This window comes from Amaricoccus macauensis (genome assembly GCF_014201905.1).
Classification (GTDB): Bacteria; Pseudomonadota; Alphaproteobacteria; order Rhodobacterales; family Rhodobacteraceae; genus Amaricoccus; species Amaricoccus macauensis.
On sequence record NZ_JACHFM010000004.1, the window covers coordinates 211,046 to 231,972 of the forward strand.

The following is a 20,927-nucleotide window of genomic DNA, read 5'->3' on the forward strand; positions in this document are numbered from 1 at the left end:
TATTGACCGTTCAGCTTGCGATCACCGGCTCGTGAGGATGGTTGACGCTGACTGCGAACCGTTCGCATCTACGCAATGCGGGAGCGGCAGGCGAAGGAGCCCCGGGGATGGCGTCAAAGCGGGAACGGCTCGCAAAGCGGCTTTTCGGCAAGGAGATCCACGCGCTGGCGGACGCCGAGGCGGCGATTCTGAACCAGATCGACCGGCGCGAGCCGATCAGCCAGGATGTGACCCGGATCATCGCCGGGCAGTCCAGCGCCGGCGACCGGCTCGCGGACCGGGTCGCCTCGGTGGGCGGCTCGTGGGGTTTCATCGGCGGCTTCTCGGTGGTCCTGCTCGGATGGATGTTGCTGAACAGCGACGTGCTCAGCCGCTGGGGCTTCGTGTTCGACCCCTACCCCTTCATCTTCCTGAACCTGATGCTCTCGACGCTCGCCGCGATCCAGGCGCCGATCATCATGATGAGCCAGAACCGACAGGCCGAGAAGGATCGCCTCGCCGCCCAGCTCGACTTTCAGGTGAACCTGCGGACCGAGATCGAGATCCTTCACATCCAGGCCAAGATCGACGACGCGATCCTCACCCGCCTCGACCAGATCATCGAACGGCTGGACGCGAAGCCTGCGGACGGGCGCTAGCCGCCCGGGCGACCGGATGAGACGGGACTATTGCTCCACGAGGGCGCGGACCGCAGCGATGACGAGGTCCGGGCGGTCGTTCTGGATCATGTGGCCGCTGCCCTCGGCCACCACCAGTCGGCCCTGTGGCGACATCTCGGCGAGGCGCGACTGGAAGCGCAGCAGCACCGGTTCCAGCGCGTGCAGGTCGGTGCCGTGGTCCGTCGCGGCGACAACCGTGAGCGGCACGTCGGGGAACGGGCCGGCCTCGCGCACCTGCCGCGTGCTCTCGGGCATGCCTTCGCCTTCGAGGAATTCCGCCGATCCCGGCTCCATCTCCCAGAGCGGATCGAGTTCCGGCGGCTGCTCGGCGATCGTCGAGTCGAGCAGCACGAGACCCGCCACGTCGTGGGGATAGGTCCGCGCGAACATTTGCAGGTAGAGCCCGCCGAGCGAATGACCGACGAGGATCCACGGCGGCGGCACGCCAACCGCGTCAAGGAGGGCGTGAAGCCGCTTCGCCACCGTTTCGGCCGTCGCCGGGTCGGCGGCGTGCAGCGGCAGGCTCTGACCAAGACCCGCTCGATCGTAGAGGATCACCCGGGCGAACCCCGAGATCGGCCCGGCCACCTTGTCCCAGGCGTGGCTGTCGCCGCCGAGACCCGATTCGAAGACCACGCCGGGACCACTGGTCCCGAGCCGCTCCACGTGGAGGTTCTGCCCGTCGACGCCATAGAGCCCACCATGGGCCGCCGGCGCCGGCCCGGCCGCGGCGAGTGCGAGCGCGATCACCCCGCCCCGAAGTGCTGACATCGATGCCTCCTGCGTCAACATTGGAATCGTAGGACGCAGGCGAGGTCGCGGCCAGCCGTCCGGCTGGCGGTTTGCATCACGTATCCGGGGGGCGTGTCAGCGGCGCAGCATGGCGATGCGCACGAGCAGGCGCTCCACGAGTGCCATCGCTGGCACCGGACGCGAGGAGCGCAGCGTCAGTTCGGCCTCCATGAGCAGACCGAGCGCGGTCTCGAGGCGGTCGCGGCCGAAGGCGCGCGCCTGCCCCGCCATCCGGCTCCGTCGCGGCCCGAAGACCGGCGGCCGTGCCCGGGCGAGTGCGGCCTCCGGATCGCCGGCCGACGCGGCGGCGTGGAGCGTGCGGAAGTAGCGGCCGGCCGCGATCGTCACCGAGACGGCACTGCCGGCGCCGAGGTTGCGAAACGCCCGCGCAAGCCCGCGGGCGTCGCCTTCGCCGGCGAGCATCAGCACTTCGTCGATCTCCGCCTCGCCGGACGGCGGCGCCACTGCGGCCACGTCCTGCGAGGCAAGCGGCGACGCGTCACCGCGCTTGTAGAGCGCGAGCTTTTCGAGGAACTGCCGGAAGTCGCCGGGATCGAGCGTCCGCGCAAGCAGGTCGATCTCGCCCATCGCCTCGCGGCCGACGTTGGCGAGACCGGCGGCGGCGAGCGCCGCCTCGATCTCGGCCCGGTCCGGCGGATCATTGTAGACGGCGAGCGCGGCGGCGTTGCGCGCCGCCTCGAACGTCTTGCGCAGGCCGCTCGCGGCCCCGAGGCTGCCCGCCGTCACCACGACACGCGCGTCGCCCGCCGTCCAGTCTTCGAGCGCGGCCTTGATGGCGGCGAGCGCCGGCTCGCCGGCCTCTTCAACCAACACCGCGCGCGGCCCGGGGAAGAAGCCGACCGCCTTCACCGCGTCGAGAAGCATCGCCGGATCACGCCGGAGGTCGGTGCCGGCGAGGCGGGTGAGGCGCATCTCGTCGGCGGCCTTCGGGCCCACCAGCGCATCAACGAGCGTCTTGCGCTTCAGGGCCACCCGCATGGCGTCGGCACCATAGAGCAGAAATCCGGCCATCCCGGGGTCGGGCCGCGCGAGAACCTTCGCGGCGTCGCGCCCGGAGAGTTTCACGCCCAGCCGTCGGCCGAGAGCGCCAGCCGCTGCACGATCTGATCCGCGAGCGTGACGGCGAGGCGCCGTTCCGCGTCGATCTCTGCCGCCCGCGCGGCAAAGGCGGTCGAGGCGACCGCGTCGGGCGCGTTGAAGCCCGTGACCGAGCGCACCACGCCCGAGGCAACCGGCAGGCCGCCGGTCACCGGCACGAGGGTGTATTCCGCCATGCCGTTCACGCCGAATCGCGTCGTCACGTTTTCCTGCGTGAGCGCCGTGCCGGTGCTTTCGAGGACCAGCCGCACGGTCAGACGATAGGCGGGATCGACTGGCTGGCCGAGACGGTTCACCAGCCGCTCGCGCAGCTCGAACCCGGCCTTGCCGTCGATCAGGCCCACATCGACCCGCCCGGCCATGCGCGACGCGGACGCGCCCTCGCCATAGAGTGGCGCGAAGCCGCAGCCCGCCACGGGCAGCAGCGCGAGGAGCCCGAGCATCCGGCGGCGCGAGACGGCGTCAGACCACGACATTGACGATCCGATCCGGCACGACGATGACGCGGCGCGGCGTCTTCCCGTCGAGCGCCCGCTGCACTGCCGGGTCCTGCAGCACCAGCGCCTCGACCGTCGCGGCGTCAGAGCCCGCGGGCACGGTGATCTCGGCCCGGCGCTTGCCGTTCACCTGCACCGGCAGCGTCACGGCCGCCTCGGCGAGCATCGCCGGATCCACGACCGGCCACGGCGCCGCGGCGACGAGGCCCTCGCCTCCGACCAGCGCCCAGACGTCTTCGGCGAGGTGCGGCGTCATCGGAGCGACGAGCTGCGCCAGCGTGCGGAGCGCGAAGCGCCGGTCTTCCGCCGGCGCGCTCTCCGCCCGGCTGATCGCCGCCGTCAGCTCATAGATGCGCGCGATCGCCTTGTTGAAGGCAAAGCCCTCGATGTCGGCCGTCACGTCGCGGATCGCCCGGTGCGCCGCGCGGAGCAGCGGCTCGGCGTCGCCGTCGCCACCTGCCGCCGTGCTCGCTTCGTGGGCGAGGCGCCAGACGCGCCCGAGATGCTTCGACGCCGCCTCGGCGCCCGAGGCCGTCCATTCCACGTCCCGGTCGGGCGGGCTGTCGGAGAGCACGAACCAGCGCGCGGTGTCGGCACCGTAGTGCGCGATGATGTCGGCCGGATCGACGACGTTCTTCTTCGACTTCGACATCTTGGTCGACGGCCCGACCTCGACCGGCGTCCCGTCGGCGAGGTGCGCGCCGGCCTCGTCGTGGATCACCTCGGACGGCTCGCGCCAGACCGGGCGGCCGTCGGCGCCGGCGGTGGAATATGTCTCGTGCGTCACCATGCCCTGGGTGAAGAGCGCGTTGAACGGCTCGCCGGCCGACGCGGGCAGGTGGCCGGTCTTCACCATCGCCCGCGCGAAGAAGCGCGAGTAGAGCAGATGCAGGATCGCGTGCTCGACGCCGCCGATGTACTGGTCGACGTTCATCCAGTAGCCGGCTTCGGCGAGATCGGTCGGGCCCTCGGCGTGCGGCGCGGTGAAGCGCGCGTAGTACCAGGACGAATCAACGAAGGTGTCCATCGTGTCGGTCTCGCGCCGCGCAGGCCCGCCACAGGTGGGGCACGTGGTCTTCGACCAGGTGGGATGGTGCTCGAGCGGGTTGCCGGGCTTCTCGAAGCTCACGTCATCGGGCAGGCGGACCGGCAGGTTCTCGCGCTTCTCCTGCACCACGCCGCAGGTCGGGCAGTGGATCACCGGAATCGGGCAGCCCCAGTAGCGCTGGCGGCTGACCCCCCAGTCGCGCAGGCGGTAGCGCACGACACCGGAGCCGATGCCCTTCGCCTCGCAGAGGTCGATTGCCGCCTCGACCGCCGCCTCGCCGGTCATCACACCGCCCTCACCGAGCGGGCGGACGTACTCGACCGGCTCGGTCTTCGGCGGCACGAACGCCTCGGTCCCGACGCGGACGTCCGAGCCCTTCGCGGTGAAGACGTCCTCGACCGGCAGCCCGTACTTGCGGGCGAAATCGAGGTCGCGCTGGTCATGCGCCGGGCAGCCGAAGATCGCACCGGTGCCGTAGTCCATCAGGATGAAGTTCGCGATCCAGACCGGAAGCTCCCACGTGGGATCGAACGGGTGGGTGACGCGGATCCCGGTGTCGAGGCCGATCTTCGGCGCGGTCTCGATCTCCTCCTCCGAGGTGCCGGACTGGCGGCACTCGGCGATGAACGCCGCCACCTTCGGGTCGGAGGCGAGCGCCTTTGCCAGCGGATGCTCCGGCGCGATCGCCGCGAAGCTCGCGCCCATCAGCGTGTCCGGGCGGGTGGTGAAGACCTCGAGTCGCTCGAACCCCTCGGGGGCGCCCTTCGTCTCGAAGGCGAATTGCAGGCCCCGGCTCTTGCCGATCCAGTTGCGCTGCATGGTGCGCACCTTCTCGGGCCAGGCGTCGAGCCCGTCGATGGCGGCGAGCAGGTCGTCGGCCATGTCGGTGATGCGGAAGAACCACTGGACGAGCTCGCGCCGCTCGACGACCGCGCCGGAGCGCCAGCCGCGTCCATCGACCACCTGCTCGTTCGCGAGCACGGTCATGTCGACCGGATCCCAGTTCACCTGCGCGCTCTTGCGGGTGACGAGGCCGGCGTCGAGCATGTCTAGAAACAGCGCCTGCTGCCGGCCGTAGTACTCCGGGTCACAGGTGGCGAACTCGCGGCTCCAGTCGATCGACAGCCCGAGCGGCTTCATCTGCGCCCGCATCGCGTCGATGTTCTGATAGGTCCAGGCGCCAGGCTGGACGCCCTTTTCCATGGCGGCGTTCTCGGCCGGCAGGCCGAAGGCGTCCCAGCCCATGGGGTGCAGCACGTTGTAGCCGCACGCCTTGCGATAGCGCGCCACCATGTCGCCCATGGTGTAGTTGCGCACGTGCCCCATGTGGATGCGGCCCGACGGATAGGGGAACATCTCGAGGACGTAGTATTTCGGCCGCGCCGGATCGTGCCGCGCCTTGAAGATGCCGGCGTCCTCCCAGGCGAGCTGCCACTTCTGCTCGATCACACGGGGGTCGTAACGCGACATGGGTAATCCTCGACAAGACGGGGCCTCGTGCGACAGAGGCCCCGGAGAGACAAGTCTCGAAAGGCGACGGCGGTCAGCGGATCACTGGCCCGCCACGGCAATGCGCATCTGACGGGCGCGGGTGAGGATCGCGTCCTCGAGCGCCTTGTTCTCCGCCACGCCCACCGGCACCGCGCGGCCGCCCTGCTGACGGTAGGCAGCGACCTTGAGCGCCCGCGCATCAAGCGAGGGATCGGAGATATAGACAGTCACCCGGTAGGCGCCGCCGTTGAGGCTGCCCCAGTCGGTGACGATGAGACCGGAGAACGGGTCGGCAGCCTCGAGCGGCAGGAATGACAGCGTGTCGAGCGATGCCTGCCACAGGAAGCGATTGACCGCGACCTGGCGATTCACATCGCCGCGGTGGCGGAACAGGTCGAAAATGCTCTCGTCGCTGATCTCCTGCTCGGCGTTCCGGCGCTCAAGCGCCTTCTGTCGCTGGAGATCGGCATCCCCACCACAAGCACTCAGCGCCACGAGGGCGGCAAGGGCGAGACAGATTGCGCGCTTGTCTATCACGAGCCGAACAGTCCCTCAGGCATCTTCGCGCGGTGTGTAAAGAGAACCCCAGCGCCCGGCAAGCCCAAAGCATGAGGTGCGCCCCCGGGGCCACTGTGGCGTCCTTGCATCAGGGGCGCGGGCAATCTTCCCCCTGCCTGCCATTCGCTTGCCCTGAGAGAGCCGATGAGAGATGACAGGCTCACGGGTCCGGGATGTCTCGGATTTGAGATGGGTTTCAAAGAAGAACCACGAGGAAAAGCGATGAAGAAGGTGCTCTTCGCAACCACCGCGTTCGCCGGCCTGGCGATTGCCGGTGTGGCCTCGGCCCAGGGTATCGCGCTGTTCGGCGACGCCCGTCTGGGTCTTGGCTATAACATCCAGAACGACGGCACGACCTGGTACGGCGACGACGGCGAGGTCCAGGACGACCTGCGCGCTGTCTCCCGCGTCCGGTTCGGCGTCAACATGACCGGTGAGACCGATAGCGGCATCACCTTCGGCGCGACCATCCGTGCGGACAACTCCGCTGGCGGCCACGGCGGCACCGAAGGCCAGCGTGCCGGCGAAGTGTTCGTGTCGGGCAGCTGGGGTACGCTGACCTTTGGTGACACCAACGCTGCCGACGAGCAGTGGGTCGGCGACGTGCCGGGCGATCTCTCGCTCACCAGCCTCGGCGAGCGTGACGAGACCGCGTTCATCTCGAACGGCGGCAGCTTCGGCAACGACTACGCCGGCAGCTTCGCGGCGAACCCGGCGGCGCGTCCGACCGTTCGTTACGACTTCGACATCGCCGGCTTCGGCATCTCGGCGTCGTCCAACCGTGATCTCGACGACATCACCGTCGGCACCGGCTACTCCGCCGACTTCGGCGGCGGCACTTGGGCGTTCGGCATCGGCTACAACAACTTCACCGGCTTCACCTCGACGACCGGCATTGACTACGAGGACGGCACCCAGTGGTCGGCCGGCCTGAAGGGCGAGTACGAGAACTTCTCGTTCGGCGTGACCTACGTCACCACCGACATGGACGGCGACTCCGACCCGAAGTTTGACTCGCTGCTCGTCGGCGGTGAGTTCGGCTTCGACGCCTTCACGCTCGGTGCCTACTACGGCAACATCCTGAAGGCCGAAGGCGTTCTCGCGGATGAGGCCGGTGGCATGACCGACCTCGGCGACATCGACGGCAACGACACCTTCGCGGTCACCGGCAAGTACGACCTCGGCGGCGGCGCCTCGATCAACGGCGGCGTGGGCCAGGACTACAACGGCGACACCGTCGGCGACTTCGGTATCAAGATGGCGTTCTGATCCCGAAAACGGGACAGTGAGAGGGAAAGGCGGGCTCCGGCCCGCCTTTCTTTTTGGCGTGCTCTGGATCAGAGGTTGCCCCTGCCCTATGGTCGCAGCCCCTAGCCGAGCCGGAGTCCGCCCCATGGCCCTCGCAGACATCGAAGCCCGCATCGCGGCGGCCGCGGCCCGTTCCGGCCGCGCGCCGGAATCGGTCACCCTCGTCGCCGTCTCCAAGGTGCAGCCGGAAGACCGGGTGCGTGCCGTCATCGCCGCGGGCCAGCGGGTCTTCGGCGAAAACCGCGTGCAGGAGGCGGAGGGTCGGTGGACCCCGCTCAGGGCCGAAGTGTCCGACATCACGCTCCATCTGGTCGGCCCGCTCCAGACCAACAAGCTCAACAAGGCCCTGGCACTCTTCGACGCCATTCACAGCGTCGATCGCGACAGCCTCGCCCGGAAGCTTGCCGAGGCGGTTCAGGCCCGCGGCGCCTGCCCGACGCTGTTCGTCCAGGTGAACACCGGCCGCGAGCCGCAGAAGGCGGGCATCGACCCTGACGAGCTCGACGCCTTCCTCATGCGGCTGCGCGGCGACTATGCGCTTCCGGTCTTCGGCCTCATGGTGATTCCTCCCGCGGACGAGGACCCGGCACCGCACTTCACCGCGCTCGCGGAAATGGCGGCGCGAAATGGCCTCACCGGGCTCTCCATGGGCATGAGCGACGACTTCGAGACGGCGATCGCGCATGGCGCCACCCATGTGCGCGTCGGATCGGCGCTCTTCGGCAGCCGGACCGGCTGACCCCCGAAAACGACAGCCTCCCGACAGGTTCGGCCGCTATCAGAGGGGGCCGGACGGGATCGCACGACCCTCGCCTCGAGGGTCTTGCGCGCTGTCTGGCATGCCCGAAAGGGTCGCCGACCGCGTCATCAAAGGTTCACTGTGCTCCCCCTCCCCAGCGGGTAAGAGAGCGCCAAACAGCAGCGGCCAGCGTAGAAGAAGGTTGAGAGACATGAACGAGAGGCAGGTGGTCGAGGACTTGCAGATGGTCGAGGACTTGCAGGATGCCGAGAACCGGCGGAATGCCGAGGACTGGCTGGCGGCGGAACTCGCCGACACCCTGGACGAAGACTACGAGCTCGAGATTTCAGAACCGGCGATCAGCAACGAGATCCGCCGGATCTATCGCCGGCACCATCCCGCGGCGATCGACCGGGTCACCTACTTCCGCACCCTGCTCCATCTCCAGTCCGAGCTCATCAAGCTTCAGGACTGGGTGCAGCACAGCAAGGAAAAGATCGTCGTCATCTTCGAGGGCCGCGACTCCGCGGGCAAGGGCGGGGTCATCAAGCGCATCACCCAGCGGCTGAACCCGCGGGTCGTGCGCGTCGTGGCACTGCCCGCGCCGTCCGACCGCGAGAAGACCCAGTGGTACTTCCAGCGCTACGTGCCGCACCTGCCGGCCGGCGGCGAGATCGTGCTGTTCGACCGCTCCTGGTACAACCGTTCCGGCGTCGAGCGGGTCATGGGGTTCGCCGACGAGGATGAGGTCGAGCAGTTCTTCAACGATGTCCCCGAGTTCGAGCGGATGCTGGTCCGCTCCGGTATCCGGCTGGTGAAATACTGGTTCTCGATCACCGACGAGGAGCAGCAGCTCCGCTTCCTGATGCGCATCCACGATCCGCTGAAGCAGTGGAAGCTCTCGCCGATGGACCTGAAGAGCCGGGTGCGCTGGGAGGACTACACCAAGGCCAAGGAAGAGATGTTCGACCGTACGAACATTCCCGAAGCGCCCTGGTACATCGTCGAAGGCAACGACAAGAAGCGTGCCCGCCTGAATTGCATCGACCACCTCCTCGGGCTCATCCCCTACCAGCCGGTCGAGCACGAAGAGATCCATCTGCCCGAGCGCATCTTCAACCCGAACTACGAGCGGGAGGTGCTGCCGAAGGAACTCTACGTTCCCGAGAAGTACTGAAATCTTCCCCGGGGGGGCATCCTCCCCGGGCATTCGTCCTCGGCCGCCCCGGAGCAGCCGGCGGGAGACACTCCCCGCCCGCGCTCCGGGTCCGCCGGGTTGTCCCCCATGACCTGGCCGGGTAGACCCCTGCCAGGAGTCGTTGCTTGTGGAGTACCCCGATGAGTGGAACGGTGAGGATCGCCGCCGGGAGTATCCTGATCGGCATCCTCGTGCTCGGGATCAAGTGGCTCGCCTACATGGTGACCGGTTCGGTCGCGCTGTATTCGGATGCCCTCGAAAGCTTCGTCAACGTGGTGACCGCCATCGCGGCGCTGCTCGCGGTCCGGCTCTCCGAGCAGCCGGCCGACCACAACCATCCCTACGGCCACCACAAGGTCGAGTACTTCAGCGCCGTTCTGGCGGGTGCGCTGATCATGGTCGCCGCCCTTCTCATCCTGCGCGAGGCCTGGGGCGCCATCCAAGCGCCGCGCACCATCGAGGCGCCGGGGCTCGGTCTCGCGCTCGCCGGTGTCGCGAGCGTCATCAATGCGCTCTGGAGCTGGCTGCTGGTCAGTCGCGGCCGCAAGCTGCGATCGCCCGCGCTCGTCGCGGATGGCGAGCATCTCATCTCGGACGTCATCACCTCGGTCGGGGTGGTGATCGGCATCGCGCTCGCGATCTATACCGGATGGGCGATCCTCGATCCGGCGCTGGCCGGGTTCGTCGCCCTCAACATCCTGTGGTCCGGCTGGCGGGTGATCCGGGATTCGCTCGGTGGCCTGATGGACGAGGCGGTGTCGGATCAGGAGCTTGAGCGCATCCGCGGAGTGATCGCCCAGAACGCGGAAGGCGCCATCGAGGCCCACGACGTGCGCACCCGCAACGCGGGCCGCGTGACCTTCATCGACTTCCACCTCGTGGTGCCGGCCCAGATGCCGGTGAGCGACGCGCACGACATCTGCGACCGCATCGAGCGGGAGCTGAAGGAGACGGTCGAGGGCTCGCTCATCACCATCCACGTGGAGCCGGAGAACAAGGCCAAGCACAGCGGCGTCGTCGTGGTTTGACGCGGGGGCGTTGCGCGGAGCAAATGTTTCGCGACAACCGGTTCCATGGAGTCCCGATGACCACGCCCCTCGCCCTTGTGCTCAACGCCGGCTCTTCGTCGCTGAAGTTCGCCCTCTACGACATCGCCGCCGCGCCGGTCGAGCGGGCGCGGGGCATCGTCGAGCGCATTGGTGGCGCCCCGCGGCTGAAGGCGGCGTTCCGCGCCGATCTGCCCTCGGTCGCCCGCGATCTCGCCTCCGAGGCGGTGCATGACCACGCCGGCGCCCTCGGTGCGGTCCTGTTCCTCATCGAGGCGTCGTTTCCGGATGCACGCATCGTCACGGTCGGTCATCGCGTGGTCCACGGCGGGACAACCTACGCCGCGCCGATCGTGGTGACGCCCGAGGTTCTCGCCGAGCTCACGCGGCTGATCCCGTTCGCGCCGATCCATCAGCCGCACAACGTCTCGGGCATCGAGGCGGCGCAGGCCGCCTTTCCCGATGCGCTGCAGGTCGCCTGCTTCGACACTGCCTTCCACCGCACCCAGCCGTGGGTAAACGACACCTACGCGTTGCCGCCCGATTACTATGCCCGTGGCGTACGGCGCTACGGGTTCCACGGGCTGAGCTACGAATACGTCTCGGGCGAGCTTGCCCGGATCGCGCCGGAGCGCGCCGCGGGGCGGGTGGTGATTGCCCATCTCGGCAACGGCGCCTCGATGTGCGCGGTGGAGGGCGGGCGCTCCATCTCCTCGACCATGGGCTTCACCCCGCTCGACGGCCTGCCCATGGGCACGCGCTGCGGCCAGATCGACCCGGGCGTCATCTTCTACATGCTGGCGGAGGAGGAGCGGCCGATCGACGACGTGCAAACGCTGCTCTACACCGAGTCCGGGCTTCTCGGCCTCTCGGGGCTGTCGAACGACATGCGCACTCTGGAGGCGAGCGGTACGGCCGAGGCGGATGCGGCGATTGCCTACTATACCGCGCGGATCCGCGAGCAGGTCGGCCGTCTCGCCGCCACCCTCGGCGGGCTCGACGCCCTCGTCTTCACCGCCGGGATCGGCGAGAACTCGCCGCGTATCCGCGCGGAGGTCTGCGAGCGGCTCGGCTGGATCGGCATCGAGCTCGACCCGGAGCGCAACGCTGCCAGCGCCGAGGTCATCACCACGTCCGCGAGCCCGGTCGAAGTCCGCGTCGTCCCGACCGATGAAGAAATCGTTATAGTCCGGGCCGCGAAATCCCTGTGGGAAGCGGGTGATGCGGCGTGCCGCCCCTTTCCTCCCGACCGTCGCCTGAGCGATACCAAAGTCTGAATACCCCCAACAGTGAGGATTGACCCTATGTCGAAGATCAAGCGGTTCGAATCCGGCGCCCGCATGAGCCAGGCGGTCCGCCATGGCGATACCATCTATCTCGCCGGCCAGGTCGGCACCGGCACGACCGTGACCGAGCAGGCCACCTCGGCGCTTGCCGAGGTCGAGCGCCTGCTCGACCTGACCGGCGGCTCGAAGTCCTCGATCCTGCAGGTCACGGTCTGGCTCGCCGACATGAAGGACTTCGCCGAGATGAACGCGGTCTATGACGCGTGGGTCGACCCGGAGCACAAGCCGACCCGCGCCGCCGGTGAAGCGAAGCTCGCCACGCCGGACTATCTCGTCGAGTTCATCGTCACCGCCGCGCGGAACTGACGGACTCACCGCCGGAGCAGGTGCCCGCGGCGCTTGTTCCGGCGGCTTTTGCCCGTCACCTTGGGGCGAGGGGCGGGCATCGTGTTCGTCCCCCGGAATGGAGGATGAACATGCCGAGCCTTGTCGTCAGCAACGCGACGATCGCGACCATGGACGACGAAGGGCGCGAGTTCGTCGGCGACGTTCGGATCGACGACGGGGTGATCACGACCGTCACACCGGCGTCTGCGCGGGAGTCCGGCTCGGACGCGGATGCGGCGGACGAGGTCATCGACGCCAACGGATGCGTGGTGACGCCGGGCCTCGTGAACACCCACCACCACCTTTATCAGGTCCTGACCCGGGCGGTTCCCGCCGGACAGGACGCGCTGCTTTTTGGCTGGCTGAAGACGCTCTATCCCATCTGGGCGCGGATGGAGCCTGACGACATGTTCGTCTCCGCGCAGATCGGGCTCGCCGAGCTGGCGCTTTCCGGCTGCACCATGAGCTCGGACCACCTCTATATCTTTCCGAATGGCGTGCGCCTCGAGGACACGATCGAGGCGGCGCGCACGGTCGGCATCCGCTTTCATCCCACACGCGGCGCGATGAGCGTCGGCGAAAGTGCCGGCGGCCTGCCGCCGGACAGTCTGGTCGAGGCCGAGCCCGCGATCCTGAAGGACATGATCCGGGTGGTGGACACCTTCCACGACCCCGCCCCCGGCGCCATGGTCCGGGTTGGCCTCGCGCCCTGCTCGCCGTTCTCGGTCTCGACCGGGCTGATGCGAGATGCCGCGGCACTCGCCCGCGACAAGGGGGTGATGCTCCACACCCACCTCGCCGAGAACGACGAGGATGTGGCCTATTCGCTCTCCGAGTTCGGCTGCCGGCCGGGGCAATATGCCGAGGATCTGGGCTGGACCGGCGAGCACGTGTGGCACGCCCACTGCGTGAAGCTCGACGCGGGCGAGATCGACCTCTTCGCCCGGACCCGCACCGGCGTCGCGCATTGCCCGTGCTCGAACTGCCGCCTCGGATCGGGGATTGCGCCAGTGCGGGCGATGCGGGACGCGGGCGTGCGCGTCGGCCTCGGGGTCGACGGCTCGGCCTCGAACGACAGCGGGCACCTGCTTTCCGAAGCACGACAGGCGATGCTGCTCCAGCGCGTCCGCAACGGCGCCGACGCCATGAGCGCGCGCGAGGCGCTGAGGATTGCCACGCGTGGCGGGGCGGAGGTGCTCGGCCGGGGTGCGGAGCTCGGGGTGATCGCGCCGGGCAGGCGGGCGGACCTGGCGATCTGGGACGTCTCCGGGCTCGCCGCGGCCGGCGCGTGGGATCCGGTCGCGGCGCTGGTGCTCTGCGGGCCGTTTTCGGTGCGCGATCTCATCGTCGAGGGGCGCCGGGTCGTGGCCGGGGGCCGGCTCACCGGCATGGATCTCCACCGCGTCCTGGACCATGGCCGACGTCGCGTGGCGCGGCTGCTCACCTGAGGCCGGAGCCTCAGGCGCCGGTTCAGTAGTCGCGTTCGAAGAACAGGCCGAGCGTGGTGTTGCCGTCGGTGCCGACCGCTGCACGCGCGCTGAGCGACTGGTTGATCTCGTAGTTGACCTGGGCCTGACTGACGCCGCGGGTATCGCTCTGCACATCCACATAGACCCGGTCCGAGACGTAGCGGCCGGCGCGCACGGCGGTGGAGCCGTCCTCGGCCGTCACCACGTCGAGGTCATCGAGCCCGGTGGCGTTGCGGAGCTGGTCCATGATCCCCGGACCGCCACCGCCACCCGCAAGCTCGGCCGCCGCGGCGGCGAGCTGGGCGAGCTGGAACGGCGAGAGGGTTTCGGACGTGCGGTTGAAGAGCACGCGCGCCAGCACCTCGTCCTGCGGCAACTCCGGCTGCGAGGAGAAGGTGATCGTCGGCGCCGAGGCGCGGCCGTCGACGGTGACGATCGCTGTCACGTCCGCCGACTGGGTCTCGGCGACGAAGTGCAGTTGCGGGTCGAGATTGCCGATGAGCTGGACCGACCCCTGATCGAAGTCGATGCGCTGGCCGAGGATGCTGAGCCGGCCGCGACGCAGGTCGAACTGGCCGACCGGCTGAATGTCGGCGGTGGTGCCCTGGACCCGCAGCTCGCCTCCGACCTCGACGTCGAGGCCGCGGCCACGGATGAAGATCTGGTTCGGCGCGCGGACGAGCACGTCGAGGCCGATCTGCGGCGGCGTGCTCTCGGCGCGCGGCGCTTCGTTCATCCGGGCGCGGTCGAGCGTGATCACGACCGGACGCGACGGGGCGCGGTGCTCGACCTGCTCGAGCGCCTGCCCGCCGGCGCCGAGGCCCTCGGCGACCGAGATCTCGGTGCGGCCGAGGTCGATCTGTCCCGAAAGCATGCCGCCCTGTCCCATCAGCGGGCCTTCCATGGTCAGCACGCCGTTCGCCCGGGTGCTGACGAAGGCGCCGTCGGTGTAGACCACGTTGTTGATCCGCGCGTTCAGGTCGGCGGGATAACCCGGCGCCAGCGTCACGCGGCCGTCCGCCTCGATCGAGCCACCGGAGACCACGTTGGCCCGGAAGCTGCGCAGGATCGCGGCGTTGCCCTGCAGGCCGGCATCGACGGTGACGCCTTCGAGGCGGATGTTCGCCTCCGAATCGACGAACGTTGCGCCCGCCACGTTGACGTTGCCGCCGAGCTGCGGCGAGGCGAGCGAGCCACGGGCGGACGCGTCGAGGCGGGCGGTGCCCGCGAGCTGGGCGGCGCGGTCGGCGAGGAAGGGGTTCGCCATGGCGAGCGGCACGGTGCCGTTCACCCGCACGTCGAGGCCCGGACCGGAGAGCGGGATGGTGCCCGCGCCGGTGATGTCGAGCCCGCCCGGCGCCGTGACGGCGGCGGAGTCGAGCCGGACCGCGTTGCCGCGGAAATTGCCCGCCATGTTGAAGCCGAGCGCCGGCAGTCCGTTCGACGCGAGGACATCGGCGCTGATCCCGGTGCCGTTCACGTTGAAGGTTGCCTGCGGGCTCGCAAGGGTGCCGGCCACGTGGCCGGTACCCGCGACGGTGCCGCGCAGGCCACGGTTGCCGGCGGCCCGGTCGACGAGCGCCAGCGGGAAGGAGCCGAGGTTGACGGCGAGGTCGAGATTGCCCTGCCCGAGCGGCACGCCGCCGCGCGCCGAGGCGGCGATGTCATTGCCGCTCAGGTCAGCGGTCAGGTTCAGCCGGCCGTTCTCGGTCTGGCCGGCGGACTCGAGCCGCACCGGCGGCAGGCCGGCGTTGCGGGTGATGTTCGACGCGATGTCGGCTGCGGTGAGGCGATACTGCACGTCGGGCGCGTTGCGCGGCCCGGTGATGCGCAGCGCGCCGTCAACGGTGCCCGCGAGCGCGAGGTCGGGCCGGATGCTGTTCGCCACCGAGAGCGGCAGCGCGTCCAGCATGACGCCAACGTCGAAGCTGTCGGTGATCTTGCCCTGCGCCGTCAGGCTGCCGTTGCCCACGTCGAGCTGAAGCGGCGTCAGGGAGACGTTGCCGTCCTTCAGCGTCACGGTGGAGGGTGCGGCGAGGCGCGCCTGCATGTCCTGCTGGCGGAGGTTGAGCGACGCGAGCGTCGTCTCGATGCCGCCGCCGTCGAGGTGCGCGACTTCGCCCGAGGTGTCGATCTCCGTGCCGATGGCGAGGCGCGCGTTGGCCGAGACCTGCATCTGCTTCGTGTCGGCCCGGCTGGCGGTGGCGCTGAGCGAGCTGACCTCGATGCCGCCGACGAAGAGGCTGGAGGCGTCGAGGCCGCCATCAACGAGCGGGACGCCGAGGGCATCGACGACGTCCGCCTGGAGGTTGAGCTGGCCGATGCGGGTGGCGCCCACCGAGACGCCGTTCGCGCCCGCGACGACCTTCACCCCCTGCCCGGTCTCCGCGGGTGCGAGCGTCAGGTCCGCGTCGAGCGCGCCGGCGGCGTCCACGAGCGCAAGCGCCGCGATCGAGGAGATGTCCGGGGCATGGAGGTTCAGCCGGCCTTCCAGCGGATCGGCGCCGGATTTCGCGAGATCGCCGCTGAGACGGTTCGGGCCGATGACGACTTCGAGATCCTTGACCGAGCGCTTCTCTCCGACCGAGGACACGTCGCCCGCGAGCGACAGGACGAGCCCGTCGAGGCCGCCGCCGCCGGTCAGCGTGCCAATGAGATCGGTCCCGTTCACCTCACCGTCGAAGCCGAGCGTGGCATTGGTGAGCTTGCGCTCGGCGAGATTGCCATTCGGGATGGCGGCGTTCACCGTGACGGTGATCGGCTGGCCCTGGCCCGTGGCGTGGCCCGAGGCGGTGAGCGCGCCGCCGAGCCGCGGATCCACGAGATTGAGGTCGGTGATCGCCGCGTTGAAGCCGATGTCGGTCTTCGCGCTCGACACCTGCCCGTTCGAGGCGAACGAGAGCTGCGGGTTGGCGAGCTTCAGGTTCTCGGTGCGGAAGCCCTGCTGGTCCCGGACGGCGCGGCCGGAGAGCGTCGTCTCGTTGGCGAGAAGCCCGTCCACCTGGGCGATGCCGGCGCGCAGGTTGTTCGCGGTGCCGTCGATGGCGAGGTCGAAGCCGCCGGTGAGCGGGCTGACGCTGCCGTTCGCGGTGAGATCGAGGGCGCCGCCGAGGTCGCGGTTGGCGAGGCCCGCAAACATCGCGAGGTCGGAGATGCGCACAGCGTTGCGGCCGGTATAGACGTAGTCCCTGAACTCGCCGGCGGTGAAGATCGACAGGCCGTTGCCGCTCACCTGGAGCTGGTTGACCGTGATCGGCCCACCCGGCGGCAGCACCGCATCGGCGAAGAGGTCGATGCGCGAGCCGAGCGCGTTCTCGACCTCCGGCCGCGTCGACGAGACGCCGGTCGCGAGCCCTTCGAGGTTCACCGTGACATTGCGCGTCGCCGGGTCGTCGAGGTTCCGGGCGAGCCCGCCCATGCGGAACGTCACGTCCTCCATCGCGAGATCGGCGGCCTCCAGCCGGTCGAGCACGAGCAGGCCGTCCCAGTTCGCCGCGTCACCGTAAGCGACGTGCAGCGCCGCGGAGTTGATCCGGGTGCGGGCGCCCGGCACCGGCAGGGTGATCGGCGGCCCCGAGGGGTCGCCGAGGTTGCCGGTGAGCGACAGGCGGCGAAGGTAGCTGGCGCCGGTTTCGAGGTTGCCGTCGAGCTTCAGCACATCGTTGGCGAGGGCGAGGGTATCGACGCGCACGCCACCGCCGGTCTTCGAGACGCCCTGCGCCTTGACGGTGCTGCGGCCGGCGAAGAAGTCGCGGAACTGCGCAGGAATGAGCGGCGCGAGCTCGCCGCCGAAATCAACGTCGAACCCGAGGCCGTCGTCCCGGGCGCGCAGCGCGACGAGGCCGGCGGCGACGCGTGTCTGGTCGGCGTCGAGGGCGAAGTTCACGTCCACCTGGTCGAGCGGCCCGGAGCCCGCGAGGGTCAGGTCGATGGCGGGCGTCCCCTCGATCTTGAGGAGCGTCGCGGCGATGCCGCCCTTCGGCTCGTGGAGTGCCACGTCGAGGTCGAGCTGGCGCGAGGCGTTCGAGAAGGCCGCCTTGAGCCCGAGCGTTCCGCCCGGCTGGTCGAGGCGTTGCACGTCGAGGGCGGTGTCGAGCGCACCGTCGGCGAGGCTCAGCCGCCCCGCGAGGCTGATCTCGGCCGCCTGGCCGAAGATCGGCTCGGCAAAGCGCACCATCGGCACCGCGAGATCGTCGAGGTTCACCGAGACGGGCAGCTCCGGCAGCGAGAACGGCTTCGTCTCGGCCTGCGGCAACTGCTTCGGCGCGGGCGGCATGTCCGGGCGTCGCAGCCAGACGATCTGGTCGGCGGCGAGCCGGTTGATGGTGAGCCGGCCGCGCAGCAACGCGAGACGGCTCCAGTCGAGCTGGGCGTTCTCGATCTGAAGCCACGGCCCGTTGGCGTCCGAAACGGTGATGCGCTGGATCCGCGCCTGGGACGAAAGCGCGCCAGAGACGCCGCTCAGTTGGATCTGGCGGCCCGGACCGGAAATGCGCTCCTGGATGAAGCGGGTGATGAACGAATTGTCACCGGGGTCATTCGCCTCGTCCTGCGCCACCGCAGCGATCGCCACGAGCAGGAAAGCCGCCAGTGCCAGAAGAACCCGTTTCAAAACGCCTGTCCGATGCCGATGTAGAGTGCGACGCGTGAATCGCCGGGCTCGGGCTGCAACGGTGTCGCGAGATCGCCCCTGAGCACGCCGATCGGTGTGTGGTACCGCACCCCGAGGCCGGTGCCGGTCTTGAAGTCGCTGTCGCCCGCGAACGTCGGATCGGCGGTAACGAAGCCCGTGTCGACGAAGGCGGCCGCGCCCCAGTTGTCGGTGAAGCGATATCGCACCTCGCCCGACGCCTCGACGATGCCCCGGCCACCGGACGTGAAGTTCTCGCCCTCGGCGTTGGTGAACGGCACGCCGATCGAGCGGAACGCGTAGCCGCGGATCGAGCCGCCGCCACCGGCGAAGAACAGCATGTCGGGCGGGCTCTCGGCGATGCCGGCGCCGAGGTACGTGCCGACCATCGCCCGCGCCGCCAGCACGAGCCTGCGGTCTTCGAGGAAGCCCAGATACCCCCGCCCTTCGAGCGTGGTCTGGATCGCGGCATTGCCGTACTCCGCCTCGTAGAACGGATCCGCCGTCACCGCGATGTAGTAGCCGCGCGTCGCGTCGAACTTGTCGTCGCGCCGGTCGTATTGCAGCGATCCGTCGAGGCCGAAGGTGGTGAAGTGGCGGATGCCAAAGTCGTCGTCGAAGCGGGAACGCGAGGCGACGACGAAGATGTCTCCGGTGACGTACCGCCCGAACGACTGCTGGAGGCCGGCCCGCGCCGTGACCGACTTCTCCTTGTAGGTGTCATAGTTCACCTGCCTGCCGACGAGCGAGGTGATGAAGTCGGTGTCGGGGGTCCACACGCCCGGCTTCGTGAACGAGACGCCGAGGTTGTAGCCGAAGTCCTGCGGATTGAGCGTGTCGCCGATGCCATCGACGCTCGCGTCGAAGCGCAGTTGCTCGCCCCGGCCCATCAGGTTGCGGTGCAGCCAGTAGGCCGAGACGCCGAGCCCGTCAATGGTGGAATAGGTGCCGCCGAAGCCGATGGTCCGTGGACGGCGGTCCTGCACCCGGACCGTCATCGGCAGGCTGCCGTCATCGAGAATCGCCGGCGCCTCCTCGAAGCGCAGCGAACGGAAGATGCCGAGGCGGTTCAGACGCGCCTGTCCGTCGGTGATGTCGTCGGGATCGAAGGAATCGCCCTCCGGCAGGCCGGCCATGAAAGCGATGAAGGCGGGGTCGGTTCGTGTGGAACCCACGGCCGTCGTCGAGCCGTAGCGCGCCGGGCGACCCGGATCGAGCGCGATGCTCGCGTCGAGCTGCGAGTTGGGGTGGTCGGCGAGCATCTGGCGCTCCGCCTCGCGGGCCTTGGCGTAGGAGGCCTGACGCCAGCGCTCGACCATCAGCGCGGACGCCTCGTTCACCACCCCCGAGCGCGCCCGGCGCCCGGTCTTGTAGCCGATCGAATCGAGCGTCTCGTCCTCGTCCTCGTCCGCCACCCTCTCGGGCGGCGGGTTCACCACCGCGGCATCGCCAAAGCGGAAGAGTGGTCCGGTATCGACGTCGACCGTCACCGGCACGTCCTGGGGAAATTCCTGTCCGAGCGTGAGGTCGGCAGCTTCCTTCCCCCCGACCCGGATGCTCACATAGGGTCCGTAGTAACCTTCGGCGTAGAGCGCCGCGATCAGGCGGCGATAATCGCCGCGCGCCTTGGCGAGCAGACCGCCGGTGCCGGAAGCGGGCTCGTCCTTGTCAGCCCAGAGCGAGGAGGCCTCTTCGAGGGCCGACTGCAGATCTTCGCCCTGACCACTCACTGTCAGCGTAACGGTGTAGGTGAGCGGGTCGATCACCTCGACCCGATTCTCATCCTCGCGCGCACCCCAGAGGTGAAACCCCATGATCGAGAATGCTGCCGCAGGTTGTGCGCCAGCCAACACAGCAACGCAAAGCGCGGCGCCCGTGAGGAATCGATGCTCGGTTCCAGCCCTCATACCTGCCTGCCCACCTCGTTCCGATTACCGGTTTCTTGGTTAACGAGACCTTACGCAATTGAACGCCCACGGCAAAGTCCGGGTCCCACTACACGGAAATTTCTCGCCGATACGTGCACGGAGGCCACGGTCCGGCACCATTGGCGCACCCTGTTGCACTGCAAAAGGCTCTGGACGGGCCGCGCGGGGATCGACTAAGCCTGCGCATCATGGATATCCGGGCCACCGACCTTCCCGATGTGAAGGTATTGACCCCGCGCCGTTTCGGCGACGCGCGCGGTTACTTCAGCGAGACCTGGAACGCGGCCCGCATGGCCGCGACCGGTCTTTCCACGGAATTCGTCCAGGACAACGAGAGCCTCTCGGCAAAGCCGGGAACGCTCCGGGGCCTGCACTACCAGTCACCACCCTTCGCTCAGTCGAAGCTGGTGCGGGTCGCGCGCGGATCAGTGCGTGACGTGGCCGTCGATGTGCGCCGCGGCTCGCCCACCTACGGCAGGTGGGTGGCGGAGGTGCTCTCGGCCGAGAACGCCGCGCAGCTTCTGGTGCCGCGCGGGTTTCTGCATGGCTTCGTGACGCTGGAACCGGACACGCTCGTTCTCTACAAGGTCGATAACGGCTACGACGCCGCGAGCGATGGCAGCGTGTTCTGGAACGGGGCGGGTCTCGACATCGACTGGGGGGTCGCGGCCGCCGACGTGACGCTGTCCGACAAGGACCGCGCCGCACCGGCTTTTCAGGACTGGGTTTCGCCGTTCGAGTACGTGGCCGCCTGAGAGCGCGGCCGCTGAGA

General features: G+C 69.0%; 16 protein-coding genes. 9 read left to right on the forward strand and 7 right to left on the reverse strand.

Features of this window, described 5'->3' with window-relative positions; genetic code table 11:
- Nucleotides 1–107 precede the first annotated feature (107 nt).
- On the forward strand, nucleotides 108–638 hold the full coding sequence (locus HNP73_RS18385) for a DUF1003 domain-containing protein (RefSeq protein WP_184153318.1): 531 nt from the start codon (nucleotides 108–110) through the stop codon (nucleotides 636–638).
- Between the two features lie 27 nt (nucleotides 639–665).
- On the opposite strand, the gene HNP73_RS18390 is transcribed toward HNP73_RS18385, so the two are convergent.
- From HNP73_RS18390 to HNP73_RS18410, 5 genes are all read right to left on the reverse strand, one after another.
- Nucleotides 666–1,430 (reverse strand): alpha/beta fold hydrolase, encoded by a 765-nt coding sequence (locus HNP73_RS18390; RefSeq protein WP_184153321.1) that lies wholly within the window; start codon nucleotides 1,428–1,430, stop codon nucleotides 666–668.
- A 96-nt stretch (nucleotides 1,431–1,526) separates the two neighbouring features.
- The gene (locus tag HNP73_RS18395) at nucleotides 1,527–2,537 is read right to left on the reverse strand and encodes a DNA polymerase III subunit delta (RefSeq protein WP_184153324.1); all 1,011 of its coding nucleotides are present in this window, start codon (nucleotides 2,535–2,537) and stop codon (nucleotides 1,527–1,529) included.
- The gene (gene lptE, locus HNP73_RS18400) at nucleotides 2,534–3,046 is read right to left on the reverse strand and encodes an LPS assembly lipoprotein LptE (protein ID WP_184153327.1); all 513 of its coding nucleotides are present in this window, start codon (nucleotides 3,044–3,046) and stop codon (nucleotides 2,534–2,536) included. Before lptE ends, HNP73_RS18395 begins: the two co-directional genes overlap by 4 nt.
- On the reverse strand, nucleotides 3,033–5,585 hold the full coding sequence (leuS, locus tag HNP73_RS18405; RefSeq protein ID WP_184153329.1) for a leucine--tRNA ligase: 2,553 nt from the start codon (nucleotides 5,583–5,585) through the stop codon (nucleotides 3,033–3,035). The genes lptE and leuS overlap by 14 nt, the downstream gene beginning before the upstream one ends.
- Before the next feature lie 81 nt (nucleotides 5,586–5,666).
- Entirely contained in the window at nucleotides 5,667–6,143 is a 477-nt protein-coding gene (locus tag HNP73_RS18410; protein ID WP_184153331.1) for a DUF3576 domain-containing protein, read from the reverse strand.
- Between the two features lie 243 nt (nucleotides 6,144–6,386).
- On the opposite strand from HNP73_RS18410, the gene HNP73_RS18415 reads away from it, so the two are divergent.
- The 7 genes from HNP73_RS18415 (at nucleotide 6,387) to HNP73_RS18445 (ending at nucleotide 13,576) form a co-directional block, all read left to right on the forward strand.
- Nucleotides 6,387–7,433: a porin gene (locus HNP73_RS18415; protein ID WP_184153334.1), complete on the forward strand. Its 1,047-nt coding sequence runs from the start codon at nucleotides 6,387–6,389 to the stop codon at nucleotides 7,431–7,433.
- A 124-nt stretch (nucleotides 7,434–7,557) separates the two neighbouring features.
- A complete protein-coding gene (locus HNP73_RS18420) occupies nucleotides 7,558–8,211 on the forward strand; it encodes a YggS family pyridoxal phosphate-dependent enzyme (protein WP_184153337.1) in 654 nt (217 codons plus the stop codon).
- A 244-nt stretch (nucleotides 8,212–8,455) separates the two neighbouring features.
- A complete protein-coding gene (gene ppk2 / locus HNP73_RS18425) occupies nucleotides 8,456–9,388 on the forward strand; it encodes a polyphosphate kinase 2 (protein WP_184153889.1) in 933 nt (310 codons plus the stop codon).
- Nucleotides 9,389–9,549: 161 nt separating this feature from the next.
- The gene (locus tag HNP73_RS18430; RefSeq protein ID WP_184153340.1) at nucleotides 9,550–10,437 is read left to right on the forward strand and encodes a cation diffusion facilitator family transporter; all 888 of its coding nucleotides are present in this window, start codon (nucleotides 9,550–9,552) and stop codon (nucleotides 10,435–10,437) included.
- Between the two features lie 56 nt (nucleotides 10,438–10,493).
- The gene (locus tag HNP73_RS18435) at nucleotides 10,494–11,732 is read left to right on the forward strand and encodes an acetate/propionate family kinase (RefSeq protein WP_184153342.1); all 1,239 of its coding nucleotides are present in this window, start codon (nucleotides 10,494–10,496) and stop codon (nucleotides 11,730–11,732) included.
- Nucleotides 11,733–11,759: 27 nt separating this feature from the next.
- Nucleotides 11,760–12,107, forward strand: coding sequence for a RidA family protein (locus tag HNP73_RS18440; protein ID WP_184153345.1), 348 nt, complete (start codon nucleotides 11,760–11,762; stop codon nucleotides 12,105–12,107).
- 110 nt (nucleotides 12,108–12,217) lie between these two features.
- Nucleotides 12,218–13,576, forward strand: a complete 1,359-nt coding sequence (locus HNP73_RS18445) for an 8-oxoguanine deaminase (protein ID WP_184153360.1) — start codon at nucleotides 12,218–12,220, stop codon at nucleotides 13,574–13,576.
- 22 nt (nucleotides 13,577–13,598) lie between these two features.
- Here HNP73_RS18445 and HNP73_RS18450 read toward each other — a convergent pair whose 3' ends face one another.
- On the reverse strand, nucleotides 13,599–18,209 hold the full coding sequence (locus HNP73_RS18450; RefSeq protein ID WP_184153374.1) for a translocation/assembly module TamB domain-containing protein: 4,611 nt from the start codon (nucleotides 18,207–18,209) through the stop codon (nucleotides 13,599–13,601).
- Entirely contained in the window at nucleotides 18,206–20,041 is a 1,836-nt protein-coding gene (locus HNP73_RS18455) for an autotransporter assembly complex protein TamA (RefSeq protein WP_221288825.1), read from the reverse strand. Before HNP73_RS18455 ends, HNP73_RS18450 begins: the two co-directional genes overlap by 4 nt.
- A gap of 302 nt (nucleotides 20,042–20,343) precedes the next feature.
- Between HNP73_RS18455 and rfbC the strand changes: the two genes are divergently transcribed.
- Nucleotides 20,344–20,910, forward strand: coding sequence for a dTDP-4-dehydrorhamnose 3,5-epimerase (gene rfbC / locus HNP73_RS18460; RefSeq protein ID WP_184153380.1), 567 nt, complete (start codon nucleotides 20,344–20,346; stop codon nucleotides 20,908–20,910).
- The last annotated feature ends 17 nt before the right edge of the window (nucleotides 20,911–20,927 follow it).